The 19,159-nt window shown below is 40.1% G+C and carries 17 protein-coding genes and 1 pseudogene; 12 read left to right on the top strand and 6 right to left on the bottom strand.

What is annotated here, in order from left to right:
- The first annotated feature begins 78 nt into the window (after positions 1-78).
- On the top strand, positions 79-1,119 hold the full coding sequence (locus tag FXW07_RS15525; RefSeq protein ID WP_229396177.1) for an archaeosine biosynthesis radical SAM protein RaSEA: 1,041 nt from the start codon (positions 79-81) through the stop codon (positions 1,117-1,119).
- Positions 1,120-1,152: 33 nt separating this feature from the next.
- Here the strand turns inward: FXW07_RS15525 and FXW07_RS15520 are convergent, their stop codons facing one another.
- Together FXW07_RS15520 and argB are read right to left on the bottom strand one after the other, a co-directional pair.
- The gene (locus FXW07_RS15520; RefSeq protein WP_048153235.1) at positions 1,153-1,659 is read right to left on the bottom strand and encodes a GNAT family N-acetyltransferase; all 507 of its coding nucleotides are present in this window, start codon (positions 1,657-1,659) and stop codon (positions 1,153-1,155) included.
- Between the two features lie 73 nt (positions 1,660-1,732).
- Positions 1,733-2,632: an acetylglutamate kinase gene (argB, locus tag FXW07_RS15515; RefSeq protein WP_048153234.1), complete on the bottom strand. Its 900-nt coding sequence runs from the start codon at positions 2,630-2,632 to the stop codon at positions 1,733-1,735.
- 67 nt (positions 2,633-2,699) lie between these two features.
- Here argB and FXW07_RS19395 point away from each other — a divergent pair, with 67 nt between their 5' ends.
- Positions 2,700-2,825: a hypothetical protein gene (locus FXW07_RS19395; protein WP_255679105.1), complete on the top strand. Its 126-nt coding sequence runs from the start codon at positions 2,700-2,702 to the stop codon at positions 2,823-2,825.
- A gap of 130 nt (positions 2,826-2,955) precedes the next feature.
- Here FXW07_RS19395 and FXW07_RS15510 read toward each other — a convergent pair whose 3' ends face one another.
- Positions 2,956-3,240 (bottom strand): non-histone chromosomal MC1 family protein, encoded by a 285-nt coding sequence (locus FXW07_RS15510; protein WP_048116710.1) that lies wholly within the window; start codon positions 3,238-3,240, stop codon positions 2,956-2,958.
- Positions 3,241-3,640: 400 nt separating this feature from the next.
- Here FXW07_RS15510 and mptA point away from each other — a divergent pair, with 400 nt between their 5' ends.
- Both mptA and FXW07_RS15500 read left to right on the top strand, forming a co-directional pair.
- Positions 3,641-4,600: a GTP cyclohydrolase MptA gene (gene mptA, locus FXW07_RS15505; RefSeq protein WP_048116709.1), complete on the top strand. Its 960-nt coding sequence runs from the start codon at positions 3,641-3,643 to the stop codon at positions 4,598-4,600.
- Between the two features lie 534 nt (positions 4,601-5,134).
- Entirely contained in the window at positions 5,135-5,461 is a 327-nt protein-coding gene (locus FXW07_RS15500) for a DUF2098 family protein (protein WP_229396176.1), read from the top strand.
- A 179-nt stretch (positions 5,462-5,640) separates the two neighbouring features.
- Here FXW07_RS15500 and FXW07_RS15495 read toward each other — a convergent pair whose 3' ends face one another.
- The 3 genes from FXW07_RS15495 to FXW07_RS15485 form a co-directional block, all read right to left on the bottom strand.
- Entirely contained in the window at positions 5,641-7,074 is a 1,434-nt protein-coding gene (locus FXW07_RS15495) for a methanogenesis marker 14 protein (RefSeq protein ID WP_229396175.1), read from the bottom strand.
- A gap of 745 nt (positions 7,075-7,819) precedes the next feature.
- Positions 7,820-8,284, bottom strand: a complete 465-nt coding sequence (locus tag FXW07_RS15490) for a glyoxalase/bleomycin resistance/dioxygenase family protein (RefSeq protein ID WP_048153231.1) — start codon at positions 8,282-8,284, stop codon at positions 7,820-7,822.
- Between the two features lie 385 nt (positions 8,285-8,669).
- Positions 8,670-9,989 (bottom strand): cobyrinate a,c-diamide synthase, encoded by a 1,320-nt coding sequence (locus FXW07_RS15485; protein ID WP_229396224.1) that lies wholly within the window; start codon positions 9,987-9,989, stop codon positions 8,670-8,672.
- 424 nt (positions 9,990-10,413) lie between these two features.
- Here FXW07_RS15485 and FXW07_RS15480 point away from each other — a divergent pair, with 424 nt between their 5' ends.
- The 8 genes and pseudogenes from FXW07_RS15480 to FXW07_RS15445 all read left to right on the top strand — a co-directional run bounded on the left by FXW07_RS15480 (position 10,414) and on the right by FXW07_RS15445 (position 18,652).
- Positions 10,414-12,168: a hypothetical protein gene (locus FXW07_RS15480; protein ID WP_229396174.1), complete on the top strand. Its 1,755-nt coding sequence runs from the start codon at positions 10,414-10,416 to the stop codon at positions 12,166-12,168.
- A gap of 259 nt (positions 12,169-12,427) precedes the next feature.
- Positions 12,428-12,538: pseudogene (locus tag FXW07_RS15475) on the top strand (IS1 family transposase); the annotation flags it as partial.
- A 122-nt stretch (positions 12,539-12,660) separates the two neighbouring features.
- Positions 12,661-13,974: a GntP family permease gene (locus FXW07_RS15470; RefSeq protein WP_229396173.1), complete on the top strand. Its 1,314-nt coding sequence runs from the start codon at positions 12,661-12,663 to the stop codon at positions 13,972-13,974.
- 182 nt (positions 13,975-14,156) lie between these two features.
- Complete coding sequence (locus tag FXW07_RS15465) at positions 14,157-14,606, top strand: metal-dependent transcriptional regulator (RefSeq protein ID WP_229396172.1); 450 nt, start codon at positions 14,157-14,159, stop codon at positions 14,604-14,606.
- Positions 14,607-14,889: 283 nt separating this feature from the next.
- On the top strand, positions 14,890-15,852 hold the full coding sequence (locus tag FXW07_RS15460) for a zinc ABC transporter substrate-binding protein (protein WP_229396171.1): 963 nt from the start codon (positions 14,890-14,892) through the stop codon (positions 15,850-15,852).
- A 229-nt stretch (positions 15,853-16,081) separates the two neighbouring features.
- Positions 16,082-16,846, top strand: a complete 765-nt coding sequence (locus tag FXW07_RS15455; RefSeq protein WP_229396170.1) for an ABC transporter ATP-binding protein — start codon at positions 16,082-16,084, stop codon at positions 16,844-16,846.
- A gap of 54 nt (positions 16,847-16,900) precedes the next feature.
- Entirely contained in the window at positions 16,901-17,725 is an 825-nt protein-coding gene (locus FXW07_RS15450; protein WP_229396169.1) for a metal ABC transporter permease, read from the top strand.
- 471 nt (positions 17,726-18,196) lie between these two features.
- Entirely contained in the window at positions 18,197-18,652 is a 456-nt protein-coding gene (locus FXW07_RS15445) for a hypothetical protein (RefSeq protein ID WP_048116689.1), read from the top strand.
- The last annotated feature ends 507 nt before the right edge of the window (positions 18,653-19,159 follow it).

Here is a 19,159-nt window from a genome sequence, read left to right as displayed (position 1 = left end):
AATGAATAATGAAGCTGGCTCTCAGCTTCAAATCTTTTTTATAATATGAAGCAAGCCACAAAGCGAGTTTTTACGCCCATGACACTGAATAAAGCAGTAATGGAAATCCGACAGCGGATTAAAGTTAGACCTTCTCCTACCAATGAACCTGCAGCAAGCTGGACAGGAGTCGACCTGGTAAATGAAACTCAGGTAAAGACTTTAACTGTAATCTTCAAGAGCGCCGGGTGCCGCTGGGGAAAAGCCGGAGGGTGTACTATGTGCGGTTATGTCTATGACTGCGCAAGTGAACCCCCAACTCTGGAGGATTACAAGGCCCAGCTTGCCAGAGCAATGAAGAAAGCTGAAAAATTCCCTGAGTTTATGGTAAAAATTTTCACCTCAGGCAGTTTTCTTGACGAGCAGGAGGTTCCTCCTGAGGCAAGAGATGTAATCCTCAAAACTCTTGCAGACGATCCCAGAGTAGTCAAGGTACTTGCGGAAACCCGCCCTAACTTCGTAACTGAAGAGAATGTTCAGGAATGTCTCAATATTCTGAAAAATAAGCCATTTGAACTGGCTTTCGGGCTGGAGACTAGCTCGGACAGAATCCGCAGGGACTCTATTAATAAAGGTTTTACCTTCAGGGATTTTGTCCGTGCCTCAGAAATATCAAGGAAAAATGGGGCAACTGTTAAAGCCTACCTGATGCTAAAACCTCTTTTTCTTTCCGAACGCCAGGCCCTTGAGGACATTATCGGTTCCATAGATGATGCGGCTCCTTACGCTGACACAATTTCGATCAACCTCTGCAATGTCCAGAAAGGCACCCTTGTTGAAGCGCTCTGGGAAAAAGGACAATATCGCCCTCCCTGGCTCTGGAGTATTGTAGAAATCCTGAAAAGGGCAAAAGCCGCTCATCCAGACCTTCCTCTTATGTCCGATCCGGTAGGTGCAGGCTCAAAACGCGGTCCTCACAATTGTAAAATCTGCAGCTCGGATGTTGCAGACTCTCTAAGGACTTTTTCACTTACCCAGAATCCAGAAGACCTCAGCAAAACAGACTGCGAATGCAAAGAACTCTGGAGAAAAGTCCTGGAACTTGAAGACTTTACCTACGGAGCACCTATTTTAGATTAAAAACCGTAAAAAATTCATTTTTACTGAATTTTTTTATTTGAACTGAATGGGAATATTGTACCTGGCCATCATGAGAAGGTCGGCATACTTCCCATCCTTTATTATTGCGTATTTTTTTGTCCCTTCGATCTCAAAACCAAAAGACCGGTAAAGACTGATAGCTTTTTCATTGTCTGCAGTAACATCAAGCTCGATTCTTACCAGCATAAGCCAGTTATCTGCAAGGTCAAGAATGTTTTCCATCAACTTTTTCCCGATACCCTGCCCCTGATATTCAGTCCTTACCATAATTCCAAGGAAGGCGGAATGTCTCTGCCTGACACCCTTCAGAAGATGTATCCCTACCATTCCAATAACTTTTCCTTCGGATTCGGATACCAGTACATGGTCGTCACCTCCCATACTCCTCAGGAATCCTTCCGTAAACTCAATAGTTTCGGTAGGAAGGGCAAGGGTATGTGCCCTGACCTCTTTTTGCCTTCGCATCTCATTGATGTCCTGAGAATCACTTAACCTGACAGGCCTGATGATTAGATTCATAAATACCTCTAAACTCTTTTATCAAGATTAATCAAAAACTAGAGGTATTTATAAGCTGCCGGGTCGTTTATAATTAATCTTTTGGCTTTTTGAACTTGTAGACCATGGTTCCGACTCCGCGATCAGTAAAGAGTTCAAGAAGCATGGAGTGAGAAACACTTCCGTTTATTATATGAGCCCTTTCAACCCCGTTTTTTACTGCGACTGCTGCGCCTTTGAGTTTTGGGATCATACCACCCTGTATAATGCCTTCAGCGATAAGGTGATCAATATCATCCAGAGTTACACGGGAGATATGGCTACCGGGATCATTTACATCTCTAAGTAGCCCTGAGACATCAGTCATCAGAATAAGCTTTTTAGCATGCAAAGCTGCTGCAATATCGCCTGCCACTATATCGGCATTAATATTCAGGGCATTGCCTTTCGCATCCACAGCAATAGGAGAAATGACAGGAATATAACCGTTTTGAAGTACTATATGGAGAATATCAGGATTAATTACCTCACACTCCCCAACCCAGCCAATATCAACTTCAGTCTCAATACCGTTAATCACTACCTTCTTTACAGCCTGCTTATGGCCAAGGATCATTCTTCCATCGTATCCAGTAAGCCCAATACCATTTCCTCCGCAAACCCCGATCAGAGATACAATTTTGGTATTGATATTTCCGACAAGCACCATCCTGGCAATTTCCATTGTCTCGTCATCTGTAATACGTAATCCCTGGAAAAACTCAGCTTTCTTGCCCATCCGCTCCATTTTTTCAGTAATCTCAGGCCCGCCCCCGTGTACAATAACGGGTTTGATTCCCACATAGCGCAGGAGCACAACATCTTTTATGATATCCTCCATGATCTGGGCGCTAACCATTGCATTTCCGCCCACTTTTATAACCATGATTGAGTCATAGAACTCCTGCATATAAGGCAGGGCTTCAATAAGCACGTTCTCTCTCTTTAGTTCCATGATGTAGGAATCAGAAAATCTATTTTTAAACTTATCGTTAAAGACTCTGGTGATAGTTAGAAGCAACATGCAAAAAAATAAGGGCAAGAAAATTAATTTTGAGAAAGCAGTGGAAATGAAAACAGTGGAAATGAAAACAGTGGAAATGAAAGCAGTGGAAATGAAAACAGTGGAAATAAGCCAGCCCGGATAGTATAAAAAATTAAAGACCAGTCCAGGCTAATTCCTTATCTATATTAAAGAAAAAGAAAGAACCCTATTTTCAGGGTATATGAGAGAAATTATTTTTATCAGATTTGTTCGATTTATTCGATTTATCCGATTTATTCGATTTTTTCTATTTTTTCTTTCTTGACAAAGGGCTTGCTGATTTTCTCAGGCATCCAGTCAGGCCTATTTTTAGGCGCTTCAACCATTTCTTTCCATGCCTTGAAAACGTGCACCTTCTTTGTCCCGCGTTCTCTGAGTCGGATGACATCCGGATTGGATTTAGTCCCAGCGCCCCGATTTGCAGCTTTCAAGGCAGCCTGTCGAGGCTGTTTTCCTGTGAAAACGCCGTGTTCATTGCCTTCTTCGTCTCGTAAAACAAAATTTCTTGTGTTGGACATAAAGGTCACCTCGCAAATGTATTGCTAGACACTGATTACGTTTTAAAGTATATAAAATCTTTCTTCAGGATGTTGCCTGTAGTTATTGGTTTATCCAAAATTCACCTCAATTTGCGAGGAATATATAAACTAAATTTTTCAATATTGTTGGCAAAATGGGAAATATTTAAATAATTATATCTTGTTAGAAATGCAGTCCAAAATATATTTTAGGAAATCAGTTTTGGGCAATTAAGAAACTTGAGTTTATTGTATATATTCGAAAACCCCTGAAAGCACAAACTTTACATGCTATTACTCCTTATGATCATTATATTTTTCCAAATGGAATAAAATTGCATGTTTATCAAGATTCATTTTACAAAATTAAACATTCATCTTTTTATGGATCTGGTTAATTATGGAACATTGCACTTTCAACCTCCCGGACGTCCAGGCCAGCAAACCAAGCATAGCTATAAACCTTACCCGAGTAGGGGTAACAAATGTTAAAAAACTCGTTGAAATCAAGCGAAAAGACAAACGTCCTATCGTACTTATTTCAACTTTTGACGTTTTTGTTGACCTGCCCTCGGACCGAAAAGGAGCAAATCTCTCAAGGAACTTCGAAGCTGTAGATGAGGTACTGGAAAAAATACTCAGTATGCCCGTATACGAAATTGAGCAGCTTTGCAGTGATATCGCACACAACTTGCTTGGCAGACATGAATACGCCAACCAGGCCGAAGTTAGGATGACAAGCGAATATATGATCAGACGTGCGTCCCCTGCCACCGGAATCAAGTGCCAGGAAGTTGTAAATATCTTTGCTGAAGCATCAGCTATAAGGGGCCAGGGCAATGATGACTATTTTGATGTAAAGAAGCTAATAGGCGCCGAAGTTGTAGGAATGACAGCCTGCCCCTGTGCTCAGGAGATTATGCGAGATAAAGCTGCAAATGAGCTTTCTGAACTTGGAGTCGATAAAGATACGATTATAAAATTCCTGGAAAAAGTTCCCATGGCTACCCATAACCAGCGTGGAAGGGGAATTATATCAATCAAGGTAGCACATGATTTTGACGTCTCCCTCGAAAGCATCATCAGCATTATTGATCACTCTATGAGTTCCAGCGTGTATGAAGTATTGAAACGCTCAGACGAAAAAGTCGTTGTGGAAACTGCACATATGAACCCGAAATTTGTGGAAGACTGTGTAAGAACCATGGCAGACAATGTAGTAAAAGAGTTTCCGAACCTTCCTGATAACGCAGTAATTACTATCAAGCAAACCAATGAGGAAAGCATTCACAGACACAATGCTTATGCCGAAAGAGTTGCCCTGATGGGAGATCTAAGGTCGGAAATTAATCATAGTTAAAAATAAGAGGGTACGAAATAGACCCGTCCTATACCTTGAACTCTGGAAGTCTCTGGAAAAAGCTCTGATACCCAGAAGCCCCCAAAAGTTCAATCCAAAACAATTTCCACAAAGTTTTTGAGAAAACTTTTTTCGAAAAAGTTTTTGATAAGATTTTTGTAACGATTCAGCTTGCCGGAATCTATCGATCGATATCGATTTTGATGAAATCGGCATGTCTGAATTCTAACTAATGATAATTAAAAAAACGCAATCAATAGCCAACAATCAAATAAAATACGTTTTCTGGAATTTGCCAATTGAATTCTGTTAAATCAGGCTAATGATGTTGTTTTTCCTAGGCTGAATAGTTACAGATTTTTTTTGAAAAAGTTTTTGATAAGATTTTTTTCTTAGAAGGATTTACAGAGTTACCCCAGAGTTTAACCCACATAAACTTTATTAGAGGGCCTGGACAACCTATAAGCAGAAAATTAAAACAAAGGACTTTTGGGCCTGAAATACCAGCGTCCTGGAAGCCTTCGAGGTAAGATCATGGCTGATGCTGAAGTAATCACAGCAGTAGGGCGAAATAAAAAACCCATTAAAGCGGGAGATACCGTCAAATACGTAAACAGTGATACGGTCAGCCGCGTAACTCAAATCAAAAAGGACGAGCAAGGAAAGGTATGGGTTCTGCTCGATAGTACAGAGCTATGGTACAGGGAAGAAACCCTGGAACTAACTGAGCTTAAAGCTAAAGAAAAGAAAGAAGAAAGAGAATTCACAGCCGAAGAACTGGAAGAAAGATTCAGAAAAGAGAGAGAAACAATGCAAGCCTTCGACCTTGGAAAAGCCGGTGGGGGAGGAGCAGGAGGTTAATTCCTCTTGCTGCATTTAAAAACCTTCTCTTTTAATATTTCGAGTTTTTCCACATTTTAAATATTTTTTATATTTTTAGCATTTTAAGGTCATTTGGCCTGTAATTTTAAGGTGATTTATCCTGAATTTGAGGTTATTTTTCCTGTAGTTTTAAGGCCATTTGTCCTGCAATTTTAAGGTCATTTATTCTGTAGTTTTACCCTCTGTGCAAGAATACATTTTCCACCGTGCCTGCCGCCTAGAGGGTTTTGCGGCGAGCCAAGAGAATTCATACACCGAGCCATTACGGCTGCGCCCCTGGCAAGTCCATCGTCTACGAAGACTACTCTCTCATCGATTTTCGAAGAAATATTCATATCTTCCAGGCATTTCAGGATCAATTTAGGTTTGTTCCCTGTAATCCCTGCCCTGCCAGTGATCCCTATAGTTGTATCCTCAAAAACAAGCTTTGCTTCTTTTGCAACCTTAATCAACCTGCAAACCACGCCTGCCATGACCTCATCAATAACAGCAGAAACAACCTGAAGTCCGTGAGTCTTGCAGATTTCCATGCCTATAGCACTAAGCTTGCCCATATCGGAGCCGTTTACTCCTACATCGCAACCTATAAGTGTTACACCTATCTGTTCAGCTGCATCAGGCCTTACAGGCACGCTTCCGTACCTCGTTCTGTCCCGTGGAACCTGTTCTATAACAATAAGTTCATGAATACGCTTTGTATACGCTTCAATCACTTTAGCCTTCATTTTCAAAGTAAGGAAAGAAGGCGGTTTCTCTTTTTCAAAAACTTCGAGAGCAGTCCCTACTTTTGAGTCCACAATCTTCGAACCCCGAATAATTGCGTCAGGAATTGCCCCGGCATAGCCACAGAAGTTACCCACTGTTTTTGCATACGGTTGATCCGAATTTGTGACCCTACCATCAAGGGTTGTCCCAAAATCGATTGAAATGCAGGGGTTCCTGAAATCAACATCGGTAAGTTTGGATGCTTCCTTAATCCCCGCGGTTGCAAGCTCCCCTTCCATCTCATTTGCAACGATTTCAACGCCAGTTGAACCTATCGGAGGTAGTACGCCGGCTACAGCCCCATCAAAAATTACTTTTTCCAGTTTACTGTATTTCTGGAATTTTTTGGGGATATTTGAAATAGACATTGGTGGAGTCATGTTTTTCGGGGGAACTCCTGCCATCAGGCAGCCATCTGCCAGAGCCTTGATAAATTCGCCCACTTCTTCCGGAGAATCAAAACCTGCAACAACTCCAGTGGAACGAACCACAAAGTCCAGATCGGTTTTTATATCCAGACTTGCTTTTTCCATTGATTCGGTCAGGGTTCCACGTACCAGTTCTGCAACGGATTCACGAGTGAGTTCCACACCGGTAAGTGTCCTCCCAAATACAACTTCTCCGGGACTAGGGCGGCGGACATCTCTGGTCATCCGCACTACCTTATTAATAATATGAGTCCTTCCAGTCTCCATATTGGTAGCTGTAAGGATACATTTGGTTGTGGTGTTTCCAACCTCTACGGAAGCTACAATAAAGAAAGGTTTTGACTTAAGGTCAATCAAACGAACCTGAGGGGATTCTGTAATTCTGGGTTTCAGAGCCATTTTTAATTCCTTCCTAAAAACCTGTGCATAAACTCGAATTAGTACAAAGTACAAGTCATTGTGCGAACTTAACCTAAAAACAATACCGACTTATTTGAAGATTATTCAGACCTAATTGAAGTCAGTCAGGATAAATTTATGTTTTTAATATTTAGAAAGCCAGTATTTGAACTCAGATTAATCGGGAAAAGTAGTACTTCTCTAACTTTACAAAAAGACCAACAGGAGTGGATTGTCAAAGGTTTAAAGATGGTATTCATCAAAACCTATAATAACTTTTGCTAAGTACTGTAAATTAATAATATTATTATATCGGGAGCGCGGAAGGTTACGAATACCCTGCATTCAAGTGCAGGACGAAGTGAATCCTCGCCTCTTTTTGTTCTCGTTAAAACCTCTTTACCATCGTTTCTTTGTAAAATGAGCTTTCCTGGTACTTCCGGTTACATAGTTGAGAATGCAACTTTATCTTGTGGAAATCTCATACATGGGCATTACACAATTCCTCAGAAACCAGGCGAAAGGCACGAAGCATCCTTTAGGTGAGATTGCAGCACGCAATTTGATTTTATAATATTTTTAGGACACTATTCCATAATCTGGCGATTTCTCATTTATTTCTTCCACAAAATTCCACTTTACATACAAATTACCCATGCAGAAATATTCTCACGGTATATTTTGCTAAAATCGATATTGTTGCACTGCCAACCCGTAATTTAGATCTAAAAAATAGTTCATTTATCTACAAACACTGTTTGACAAATTCCTCTGGCATTAGAGTACGTTTTATGGTTTCTTCAATTGATAAACCTTGACTCAAGAACCTTTTTACTACGCTTTCCATAGGTTCGCCAACCTCAACAATGTGCATATCAGGATCGTAGAATCTGATAACTCGCTGTCCCCAGGGCTGTTCTTTCAAACCGTGTACATATTCAATGGAACCCACATCTTTCAGCTTTTGAAGAAAACTATCCAGATCGTCTTCTTCAAAATACAATTCACAATTGTTTGACTTTTGAACTATGTCGTTCTTGCTTATGCTTATTAAATCTGAAAAATGTGATTTCAAGTGTATAGCAAAGCCGCCTTCAAATGATACATTCTCACCGAAATCGCACTGTACCTTTTGATTAAGGACGTTTTCGTAAAAGCTTCTGGAAGCCCCTATATCATTTACAACAATAAGCGGGCATATAAATTTCATTTTATTTTCTCCTTTTGTAAGTAATATGATACCTCTTCTATTGTATTATCTTGTACTGAGTCTCTTAAAGTGCATTCTCTTCTGGTAAGTCCCCTTCCAGTTTATTCTCCTCCGTTCCAAAAATTACGTTAGTAATTGTAAATTACTTTAGACATTATAAATTATAGCCTAACAGACTGAAAGTGTTTATATGAAATTTCAGGTAAAAGTGCCAAAAAATTCGAACTATATTGTTGAAACTTAAAATTTGTAAAGACTTTTAAAAAGACTTTTAAAACACTCACAAAAAGCTCTCAGAAAAACCCAAAAGGTAGAAATTAAAAAGTTGCTTGCTTTGCAAGCAACTGCACTGATCCTGAATCTGTGCTTTATTCTAAAAAAACATTTACCGTTTTCTGTATTCCCTGCATTTTTGCACGAATTTTTCTACCGGAAAGGTAGCAGGGTGAGAATGCATATAGCCTGCCAGGGTGTTATGCTCGACTAGACCATCAAAACCGTCCTGTATACCTTTTCCGCGCAGCATTTCATATGCAAACTTTGCATCGCGATCACATTCAGTGACAGAGTAGTGGAATTCGTGACCTCTGATATTGTGAGAAGAGAAGGTTTTGTCCAGAGGGCGGGCTTCAGTATATCCCAGGGCTTTAAGCCGGTTTGTCATGCGTGTGTTTGCAGGCACGACATCTGCGAGTTTATATGTCCTGTTATCGATTTCATATGTCCCGCAGAGGTAAAGAAGGCCACCGCATTCTGCATAGATAGGCAAACCGTCAGCTGCAAGGCCTTTAAGTTTTCGGGTCGTTTCTGACTTTTCAAGGGTTTCTGCGTAAAGTTCAGGGTAGCCGCCTCCAAGGTAAATTCCGTCCACATCCGGAAGTTCTCCTTCCATAGGACTGAAAAATTCGACTTCAGCTCCGCAATCCCTGAAAGCGTCGAACATATCCTGGTAATAGAAGCAGAAAGCCGGGTCCATAGCAATTCCTATCCTGAGATCCGCTTCAGGTCCAGGGATATTTCTGATCTCCGGGACCGAAATAGGCTCAGAAAGTTCAATCACTGCATCAAGGTCAACATTTTCCTCAATAAAAGCCGCCATTTCCTCAGTATTGTAGTCCTTTTCATGAGCCATGTACAGCCCGAGATGTCTGGAGGGAACCTCGATATCTTTCCTTCTTGGAATCATACCTACAATAGGAATGTTACCCGGAAGTGAATTTCTTACGAGTTCCGCATGCCTTTGGCTGCCTACCTGATTCAGGATAACGCCTACAACTCTTACTTCATGATCGAACTCAGAATACCCTTTAAGGAGGGCAGCGGTACTCCTGGACATCCCATGCACATTGATTACCAGAATTACCGGGAGCTTAAGGGTTTTTGCGATATGTGCGGAACTTGCAATTTCTGTAGAATCAATTCCATCAAAGAGCCCCATAACTCCTTCTACTACCGCAATATCCGCATCTGCAGAAGTTCGGGCCACCGTCTGCCCGACTCCGTCAGTGCCCATTATGTATGTGTCCAGATTCCTTGAAGGACGCCCGCAAATTGCAGTGTGATGAGAAGGATCGATATAGTCAGGCCCTACCTTGTAAGGCTGAACCTTTAGCTGCCTGTGTTTAAGGGCAGCCATGATACCCATGGAGACTGTCGTTTTTCCGACCCCACTATGGGTTCCTGCAATAAGTATTCCTTTTGTCATCTGCTGGATATTGTTGCCGTTAAAATATATTAAAGCTATCAATCCGGCTGTTTTCAGCACTTTATGATCGCGTCCAAAAAAAGAATGAAAAAATTTTGAAAATTTCAATATATAATAAAAATGTGATAATGTTAGTAATAAGTGCGGTTAAACAGAAAGAACAACAGCAAAATTTAATAAAATTAATTAATATTTAAGTTCGCAACTTTGTAAACAAGTGTTAAAAGTAAATAAAGCATTATAAAGCTTTAAATTTGTTTTTATCGACTTATTAGAGGTTATGAAGTATTAGAAACATTCTTGTGAATATTATATAACGTATTTAATGTAAGTATTGTTATATATATAATTGAAAGGATGAACTTTAGTTCCGGATTCTCTCAAGTTACAAGATTAGAGGAATCAGAGGAACTAGAGGAATAAGATGAATTCTAATGAAAAATCAATTGCAAAAATAATGGGATCTATTTTATTTATATTACTAATGATCTCAACTTCAATTACCGCAGGAGCATCTTCCTGTGATAATTCTGTAAAGTCTGCAACAGACTGTGATCAAGCAAATTGTAGCTTAGTAAATTGTAGCTTAGCAAATTGCAGCTTAGTAAATTGCAGCTTAGTAAATTGTAGCGTAACAAATTGTAGCTCAGCAAATTGTAGCTCTGAATTATACGGCTGCGTTTCTATTGTAGACGGAAAACAGAACAAATATTGTAATAAGGAATGTACCTCTTGTAATTGCGAGTCTATTACAGACTGCGAGCAAGCAAATTGTAGCTTAGCAAATTGTAGCTTAGTAAATTGCAACCTAGTAAATTGCAACGTAGTAAATTGTAGCTCAACAAATTGTAGCTCTGAATTACACAGCTGCGTTTCTGTAGATACTTCAACAACAGAAAAAACATGTGGTAATGCTGCAGATACTTCGACAGAAGAAAAGACATGTGACAATGCTGCAGATACTTCAACAACAGAAAAAACATGTGACAATGCTGCAGATACTACAACAGAAAAGACATGTGACAATGCTGCAGATACTACAACAGAAAAGACATGCAGCAATGCTGTAGATACCTCAGCAACAGAAAAAACATGTGACAATGCTGTAGATACCTCAGCAACAGAAAAAACATGTGACAACGCTGCAGATACTACAACAGAAAAGACATGTGACAATGCTGCAGATACTACAACAGAAAAGACATGTGACAACGCTGCAGATACTACAACAGAAAAGACATGTGACAATGCTGCAGATACTACAACAGAAAAGACATGCAGCAATGCTGCAGATACTTCAACAACAGAAAAAACATGTGACAACGCTGCAGATACTACAACAGAAAAGACATGTGACAATGCTGCAGATACTACAACAGAAGAAAAGACATGTGACAATGCTGTAGATACCTCAACAGAGACTTCAACAGAAGAAAAGACATGTGACAATGCTGCAGATACTTCAACAACAGAAAAAACATGTGACAATGCTGTAGATACCTCAGCAACAGAAAAAACATGTGACAATGCTGCAGATACCTCAACAACAGAAAAAACATGTAATAATGCTGCAGATACTTCAACAGAAGAAAAGACATGTGACAATGCTGTAGATACCTCAACAGAGACTTCAACAGAAGAAAAGACATGTGACAATGCTGCAGATACTTCAACAACAGAAAAAACATGTGACAATGCTGCAGATACTTCAACARMAGAAAARACATGTGACAATGCTGCAGATACTTCAACAACAGAAAAAACATGTGATAATGCTGCAGATACCTCAACAGAGACTTCAACAACAGAAAAAACATGTGACAATGCTGTAGATACCTCAACAGAGACTTCAACAGAAGAAAAGACATGTGACAATGCTGCAGATACTTCAACAACAGAAAAAACATGTGACAATGCTGCAGATACTTCAACAAMAGAAAAGACATGTGACAATGCTGCAGATACTTCAACAACAGAAAAAACATGTGATAATGCTGCAGATACCTCAACAGAGACTTCAACAACAGAAAAAACATGTGATAATGCTGCAGATACCTCAACAGAGACTTCAACAACAGAAAAAACATGTGACAATGCTGTAGATACCTCAACAGAGACTTCAACAACAGAAAAAACATGTGACAATGCTGCAGATACTTCAACAAAAGAATGTGAATAAATTAGCCAGCAAAAAATATAACATATGTGTCGGAGAGTATACCTACTCTCCACACAAAGTGTTAGGATACAACATTAAACGCAACTATTCATCAGATAAATTTTTTAGTCTCTGAGAATCCTTAAAGTTCTAGTTTTAGTCAAAAGTTATAAAAGTATTATTGAAAGCTAATCCTTATTTTTGATTTAAGAAAAAGAATATGAGGGTTAATTTATATTTGATTTGTATTAGATATTTGAATATCATATGTGTACATTAGGGGAAAAGAAGTCAAAACCCACAATTCTTTGACGTTGTCTGTCCAAATAAAAACTGTAAGCTCTATGGTCTTACTAACCGAGGCAATATTTCCGGGAATGGAACTTACATAATACACCTGCAAGAGCGGCAGGAATTGTGGACTCAATATGGACTTTAAAGGAACTGCTGACATTCAGGTGTTTTAAAACATCAATCGAATAAAGATAGACCATCCACGATCAGGTTTTAAACATGCATCCTGTAATCATATTCCTTTTTGCCCTTCTCTGCATCTTATTTTTCACAGCCAGACTCAGGTTGCACCCTTTTATCAGTCTTGTCCTTGTATCCGTTTTTACAGGAATCCTTGCAGGAGAGCCCCTGGCTACGGTCGAAGCAATAACCGGAGGATTGGGCAGTGTATTTTCTCGTTTTGCTATTATTATTACATGTGGAAGTGTTATTGGACTTCTGCTTCAGGGAACCGGAGGTATGTCCTTAATAGCCTCTGATATTATACGTTTTTCCAGAAATCCTCTACTTGCCCTTAATGTCCTTGGCTTTCTTTTTTCTGTTCCCCTGATGTGTTACATTCTTGCCTATGTTATCTTTATTCCAATAGCTAAAGAGTTGGCTGCCAGGCTCGATAACCCCCCCATTTCCACTGCAACAGTCCTTGCACTCGGAGCCGTTGCCTCGTTTAACCTTGTCTATCCTTCACCGGTAGTAATCTCGGCAGCAGAAGAGCTATCAGCTAATGTGGACAGGCTTTTTATTCTGGGACTTCTTATTGCACTTCCGACTTCCATTGCAGGTTACCTTTATTCCAAAAATCTGGAAAAGTCTGAGACTGCATATCTTTCGAACAGGGTAAAGGAAAAGACAACTGAAATTCAGGAAAAAACCTCAGGAATATATAGTAACTCTGTCAAAAGACCCAAACGGCTTGAGGCCTATGCCCCAATATTTTTTCCTTTACTCCTTATTCTCCTTCACACAGGCTTTGAACACCATCCTGTGCTCACCTTTCTGGGAAACCCAAATATTGCCCTTCTTATAGGGGTCCTTCTCTCCATCTTTTCTGCCAGAAAACTAGGATCTCTCGTACTGAGGGAACTGATCGAAAAAGCTGTGAGAAGAAGTGGAGTTGTTCTTCTTGACCTTTGCGGAGGAGGCGCTCTCGGGGCAACTCTTGCCATGACCGGGGCAGGAGAAGCTCTTGGCAGGTTTTTCTTGCAGTTGAGCCTTCCCCATATCCTTGTGCCTTTTCTCGTTGCCGCAGCCCTTCAAACCGTTCAGGGATCAAGGGTTGTGACCATGCTTATTGCACCTTCCCTTTTACTGCCACTGGTTCCTGAGCTTGGGATTCCTCCGGAAATTGTTATCCTTTCAATGGCTTCAGGCACTTTTCTAATTTCCCATGTCAATGATCCCTTCTTCTGGATTTTCGGAGAGCTTGCAGAACTGGAGCCATCTAAGGTCTTCAGGTCAAATACCCTTGGGAACGCCTTGATGGGTATCGTGAGTTTCTTGCTGATATCTACTGTGTATATCTTCTGTTACTGAATTCTTCCTTTTACTGAATCTTTTCTTTTACCAGGTTTTCTCTTTTACTATGTTTTTTACTGATAGTTTTGAACTCTACTCCTCACATTCTTCCCGCTTTTCTAATTTTGCCACAGTAAAATTATAACTTCATAATTTGGGACGTGGCAAACAATAAATACCAGTTTTTTATATTTCTCTATATGAATGAGCAAAGTTATCATGAATTTACAGGCCTTGAACTCTCGCCGAGAAAGGTAGATTATCTTAAGTTCATTCTTGAAAAAGGAGGCACTGTAAAAACTACAGAGATTTCTGCAGGCCTGCAAGTAGACCCCTCAACCACGACCAAGACCTTAAACGAGCTTGCAAGTGCAGGCTACCTGAACCATGTCCCTTACAGGGGGGTGGATCTGACGGAAATGGGTGAGGCGTATACGCAGTTTCTTATCCGAAGGCACAGGATTCTCAGTCTCCTTTTAACCCATTATGGTCTTTCGTCGGAGGAAGCTTGTAGTGAAGTTTCGCGTTTTGAGGCTTTCGTCTCAAGGGACGCTGTAAATAAAATCTGCAGCTCAATGGGACACCCAATGTTCGGAGTATGCGGGGAAATAAGCCATGAAAGATGCTTGTATGAAGAAAAACATGATTGAATGCCTGAATAAGTGGAGCATTAAACGAAATGTTAAATGAAGAGCTAAAGTGCTAATTAAGTGCTGAGTATGAGCTTCGAGATAAATTTGGTCATACACCAAAAAATTGTCGGAATAGCTCAAAAATTTGGGCATATACCAAATTTAGAATAATGATGGACTTTGGGTATAGAGAGACTTTGAATAATGTCGGCCTTATCTCATCCAGAAATATATTCATGAGCCATTCATGAGCCATTCATGAGCCAAAGAAAAGTGAAAGTGAAGAAAGTGGGATCTTAATATGAATCTGAAAATTCTACCTTTATTAGTGCTCTTGACTGTTGGTCTGAGCCTTTTTGCCAGCGGCTGTACAGGCCCAGATGACTCCCAAACTAATGAGAGTACAGGACAGGAAGTTGGAGTAGCAGGGTCAAACGAACCTGTAACTGTAGCTGTAAGTGTGCTTCCTCAGGCTGAGTTTGTAGAAAAAGTGGGGGGAGACAAAGTAAAAACTGTTGTCATAATTCCTCCGGGAGCGGACCCTCATACTTATGAACCATCCCCTAAAGAAATAGAAAATATAAGCAAAGCCAGTATGTATGTTACAGTCGGAATCGATATGCCCTTTGAGGAAGTCTGGATCGACAGGTTTGAATCTATTAACAGTGGAACTCTTATTGTAAACTCTTCTAATGGAATTAAACTCAGAGAACTTGCTGCTCACGATCATCACGAAGAGGAAGGAGCAGGGGAACTTGAAGCTGATGAAGAAGAAACTGAACTGGACCCCCATATATGGACATCTCCTGCAAATGCAAAAATAATGGTCGAGAACATTTATGAGGGACTTGCCAAAATAGATCCTGAGAACAAGACTTACTATGCTCAGAACAGAGACGCCTATCTTAAGGAACTGGACACCCTGGACGCAAGGATTCGCGAAAAGCTTTCCGGAAAAACGGAAAGAAACTTCATGGTTTATCATCCTTCCTGGGGATATTTTGCAGCGGATTATAACCTTACCATGATTTCAGTTGAGAGTGAAGGAAAAGAGCCAAGCGCTGAGGATCTGGCGAAGCTTGTAGATCTTGCAAAGGAAAAGCACGTCAAAGTAATCTTTATCCAGCCCCAAACAAGTAAGCAGAGTGCGCAAGCCGTAGCTGAAGAGATCGGCGGTGAGGTTGTAGCTGTAGACCCGCTTGCAAAGGATTACATTGCAAATATGGATAATGTATCTGATATTTTTGCCAGAAACCTCGTATGAAGGCAGTATGTACGAAGGCAGTATGTAAGAAGGCAGTATGTAAGAAGGCAGTAAGGTACGAAGGCAGTAAGGTAAAAAGTCAGTAAGGTACGAAGTTAGTAAAATTAGCATTTGAGTTCTGGTAAAGTCAACCACTAAAGTTTCGTATCTAAATATCAAAAGATTGTAATCCGATAAACAAAAACGATAATAAAAACGATAATAAAAACGATATTCTGAAGGGAAGGCAATGGAGAAGGTTATAGAACTGAAAGATGTCTGGGTTCGTTACGGAAACCAGACTATCCTTGAGGCAATTAATTTTGAATTAAAAGAGCCCAATGGACTGCTTGGGATTATCGGACCTAATGGGGGAGGAAAGACCACATTTCTCAAAGTGCTCCTTGGGCTTTTGAAACCCTATAAAGGCAGTGTAAAGCTCTTTGGGAAAACACCCGAAAAGAGCAGAGAGCTCATAGGCTATGTTCCTCAATACAAAGGTTTCGATTTTGACTTTCCTATAAGTGTCTGGGAAGTGGTGCTCACAGGCAGGATGAGCCATACGGGTTTTCGGAAAAAATACAGAGAAGAAGACAAAAAGGCTGCAGAAGAAGCCCTGAAGATGGTAGAAATGTTCCAGTACAAGGACCGGCAGATTGGCCAGCTTTCGGGAGGGCAGCGTCAGAGAGTCTTTATTGCGAGAGCTCTTGCCACAAACCCCAAACTTCTGCTTCTGGACGAACCTAATTCCGGGCTTGATCCGCATATGCAGGAGGAACTCTACCGCCTGCTGGACGGGCTAAAGAAGGAAATGGCAGTCATCATGGTTACTCATGACCTCAGCGCGGTTTCTATTTATGTCGATAGAATAGCCTGCTTAAACCGCACTCTCCATTACCACAACTCCAGAGAAATTCCGGTTGAAGATCTTGAAGCTACCTACCAGTGCCCTGTTGAACTGATTGCTCATGGAATACCTCACAGGGTTCTGGAAAACCATAAGGAGAACTCCTGATAATCAGGACTTGTCCGAAAAAGACTGACTCGAAAAACAGACGGAGAAATAAGAATGTTTAATTTTCTGCAATACACCTTTATCCAGAACGCTCTTGCAGCCGCAATTCTTGCAAGTATAGCCTGCGGGATTATAGGAGTCTATGTTGTCGTCAAAAAAATAGTATTCATAAGTGGGGGGATAGCTCATGCTTCCTTTGGAGGTGTTGGGCTGGGTTATTACCTGGGAATCAACCCTATGTTCGGAGTTCTTCCCTTCAGCTTGCTTTCGGCTCTTGTCATGGGAACAGTGAGCAAGAAGTCTAAAATCCCTGAAGACAGTGCTATAGGCATACTCTGGTCTCTTGGAATGGCACTTGGAATAATTTTTGTCTATTTAACCCCTGGATATGCTCCTGATCTTATGACATATCTATTCGGAAATATTTTAACGGTGCCCCGCTCCGACCTTTACTTTATGCTAGCTCTTGATATAGTAATAGTAGGTGCAGTTTACTTACTTTATAAGGAATTCCTTGCTCTCTGTTTTGACGAAGAATTCACAACCGTGCAGGGACTTCCTACCGAGAAGCTTTACCTTTTCCTGCTCTGCATAATTGCGCTAACAATTGTAGTGCTTATTAAGGTCGTGGGTATTATCCTTGTAATCGCTCTTCTTACCATTCCTGCTTCTCTGAGCCGTAAATTCACTCATAACCTGAAGCGTATGATGCTGATTTCCATAGCCTTTGGAACTGTAATCAGCGTTACAGGAATAGGTCTTTCATATGCTCTGGATGTCCCATCCGGTGCGACGATCATTCTCGTACTGAGCCTTGTTTATGGAGTTGCAGCTTTCGGGATGGAAATGCTGGAGAATAGAAGAAGTTCAGGGGTTTAAAATTCCCTGAAATCTATTTTAAAGGCTTTAAATTGGTGTTTACGATTTATTCAAGATTGCTTCAGGACAATTTAGATAGTTATTCAGGATCTTTACAGTATCAAATAAAAATTTTTAATATAATTATATTTAGTCTGTTTTATTAAGACATAATTTTATATATGGTGAGATGCTAGAGCCTAAACGTTTAATTGATCATACTTTACAGGACTCAGTGCTAGACCTCTAAGGCTGGGTTCGTGGAGATAAAAACGGAATCTGAAGCATCTAACCCATGTGCGTACAACCGCTTCGAGTGGGGAAGCGACGGAAACGCCGGTGATTAACACAATGGATTTATTTGGAGCCACCCGAAGACAATCCGATAAGTGTATCTAAAAACTATATTAAAGCAAGTGATTGAACCCGTTATACGAAACGGAAGCCACCAGAGCATTCATTAAAATAAGTTTTTACAATCAGGGTGATAAAATGGATCGTGATACAACCCGAGATCAAAATATAAAAGAAAACGAGACTTTTGATGGAGACTGCCTCGATCTTCCGGATATCCCCCTTCCGGAAACCGACAACGTTCTATACTCAATTCTAAACTCCTTAAACCAGAACATTGCAGATTTTCACACCTTTGTGAAGTTCAACCCCTATCTGTCTGAGGAACATCTTAACGTTGAATTGCTTAAAAGAAGCATGGGCATTCACAGGGACTTTGCAGCTCTGTTCCTGCACACCAAAGAAGAGCTGGTTTTTACGTATCCCGAATTTATAGAAAAAACAGAAAAATTGCTGTTTAAGGGAAATGTTGGTAACGACTGCATAAAATATACCCACAAATTATGCAGAGCAATAAGCGACTATAAAATAGCCCTGCACAGAGAAGGCTATTTGCCTGACCTGAGAAGACAGTTACCACTAATTGATCTGTAATCATCCGGTAACTTACTTTTTCGCTCAAATTCTTTTTTTCATAAGGGTTCAAAACCAGGCTTCCACTCTTTTATATTTTAAGATTATAATAAGTCTCTTAACTCTAATTATTTTAATAATTTTATGAATTGAATGTGCTTTCAGTACTCTGTTTTGATTGAATGCAGAAAGGAAGTTTCTTCTCTATTATCTTTAAACTTTCTTTATATTTTACGGTACTTCCATAATTATATATTTCGTTTTCAGTACATCCGTAGTTTTATATGACTATAAGATATCTGAATTGCTAGGCATCTGTAAAAAAACGGTGTCTTTAAAAAACGGTATTTAAAAAACGGTATCTTAAAAAACGGTGTTTAAAAAACGGTATTTAAAAAACGGTATCTTAAAAAACGGCATCTTAAAAAACGGCATCTTAAAAAACGGTATCTTAAAAAACGGTGTCTTTAAAAAACGGTATCTTAAAAAACGGTATCTTAAAAAACGGTATTTAAAAAACGGTATCTT

Origin of the sequence: Methanosarcina sp. DH1, assembly GCF_020804205.1 — an archaeon.
GTDB classification, from domain to species: domain Archaea; phylum Halobacteriota; class Methanosarcinia; order Methanosarcinales; family Methanosarcinaceae; genus Methanosarcina; species Methanosarcina vacuolata.
This window is presented reverse-complemented; position numbering and strand designations above follow the sequence as displayed.

Bases quoted from the DNA above. Each gene is read 5' to 3' on its own strand.
- FXW07_RS19395 (WP_255679105.1), top strand. From the start codon at position 2,700: ATGCAAAAAAATAAGGGCAAGAAAATTAATTTTGAGAAAGCAGTGGAA.
- FXW07_RS15520 (WP_048153235.1), bottom strand. From the start codon at position 1,659: ATGAATCTAATCATCAGGCCTGTCAGGTTAAGTGATTCTCAGGACATC.
- FXW07_RS15525 (WP_229396177.1), top strand. From the start codon at position 79: ATGACACTGAATAAAGCAGTAATGGAAATCCGACAGCGGATTAAAGTT.
- FXW07_RS15445 (WP_048116689.1), top strand. From the start codon at position 18,197: ATGGATCGTGATACAACCCGAGATCAAAATATAAAAGAAAACGAGACT.
- FXW07_RS15450 (WP_229396169.1), top strand. From the start codon at position 16,901: ATGTTTAATTTTCTGCAATACACCTTTATCCAGAACGCTCTTGCAGCC.
- FXW07_RS15485 (WP_229396224.1), bottom strand. From the start codon at position 9,989: ATGACAAAAGGAATACTTATTGCAGGAACCCATAGTGGGGTCGGAAAA.
- FXW07_RS15490 (WP_048153231.1), bottom strand. From the start codon at position 8,284: ATGAAATTTATATGCCCGCTTATTGTTGTAAATGATATAGGGGCTTCC.
- FXW07_RS15500 (WP_229396176.1), top strand. From the start codon at position 5,135: ATGGCTGATGCTGAAGTAATCACAGCAGTAGGGCGAAATAAAAAACCC.
- FXW07_RS15510 (WP_048116710.1), bottom strand. From the start codon at position 3,240: ATGTCCAACACAAGAAATTTTGTTTTACGAGACGAAGAAGGCAATGAA.
- FXW07_RS15495 (WP_229396175.1), bottom strand. From the start codon at position 7,074: ATGGCTCTGAAACCCAGAATTACAGAATCCCCTCAGGTTCGTTTGATT.
- argB (WP_048153234.1), bottom strand. From the start codon at position 2,632: ATGGAACTAAAGAGAGAGAACGTGCTTATTGAAGCCCTGCCTTATATG.
- mptA (WP_048116709.1), top strand. From the start codon at position 3,641: ATGGAACATTGCACTTTCAACCTCCCGGACGTCCAGGCCAGCAAACCA.
- FXW07_RS15460 (WP_229396171.1), top strand. From the start codon at position 14,890: ATGAATCTGAAAATTCTACCTTTATTAGTGCTCTTGACTGTTGGTCTG.
- FXW07_RS15455 (WP_229396170.1), top strand. From the start codon at position 16,082: ATGGAGAAGGTTATAGAACTGAAAGATGTCTGGGTTCGTTACGGAAAC.
- FXW07_RS15465 (WP_229396172.1), top strand. From the start codon at position 14,157: ATGAATGAGCAAAGTTATCATGAATTTACAGGCCTTGAACTCTCGCCG.
- FXW07_RS15470 (WP_229396173.1), top strand. From the start codon at position 12,661: ATGCATCCTGTAATCATATTCCTTTTTGCCCTTCTCTGCATCTTATTT.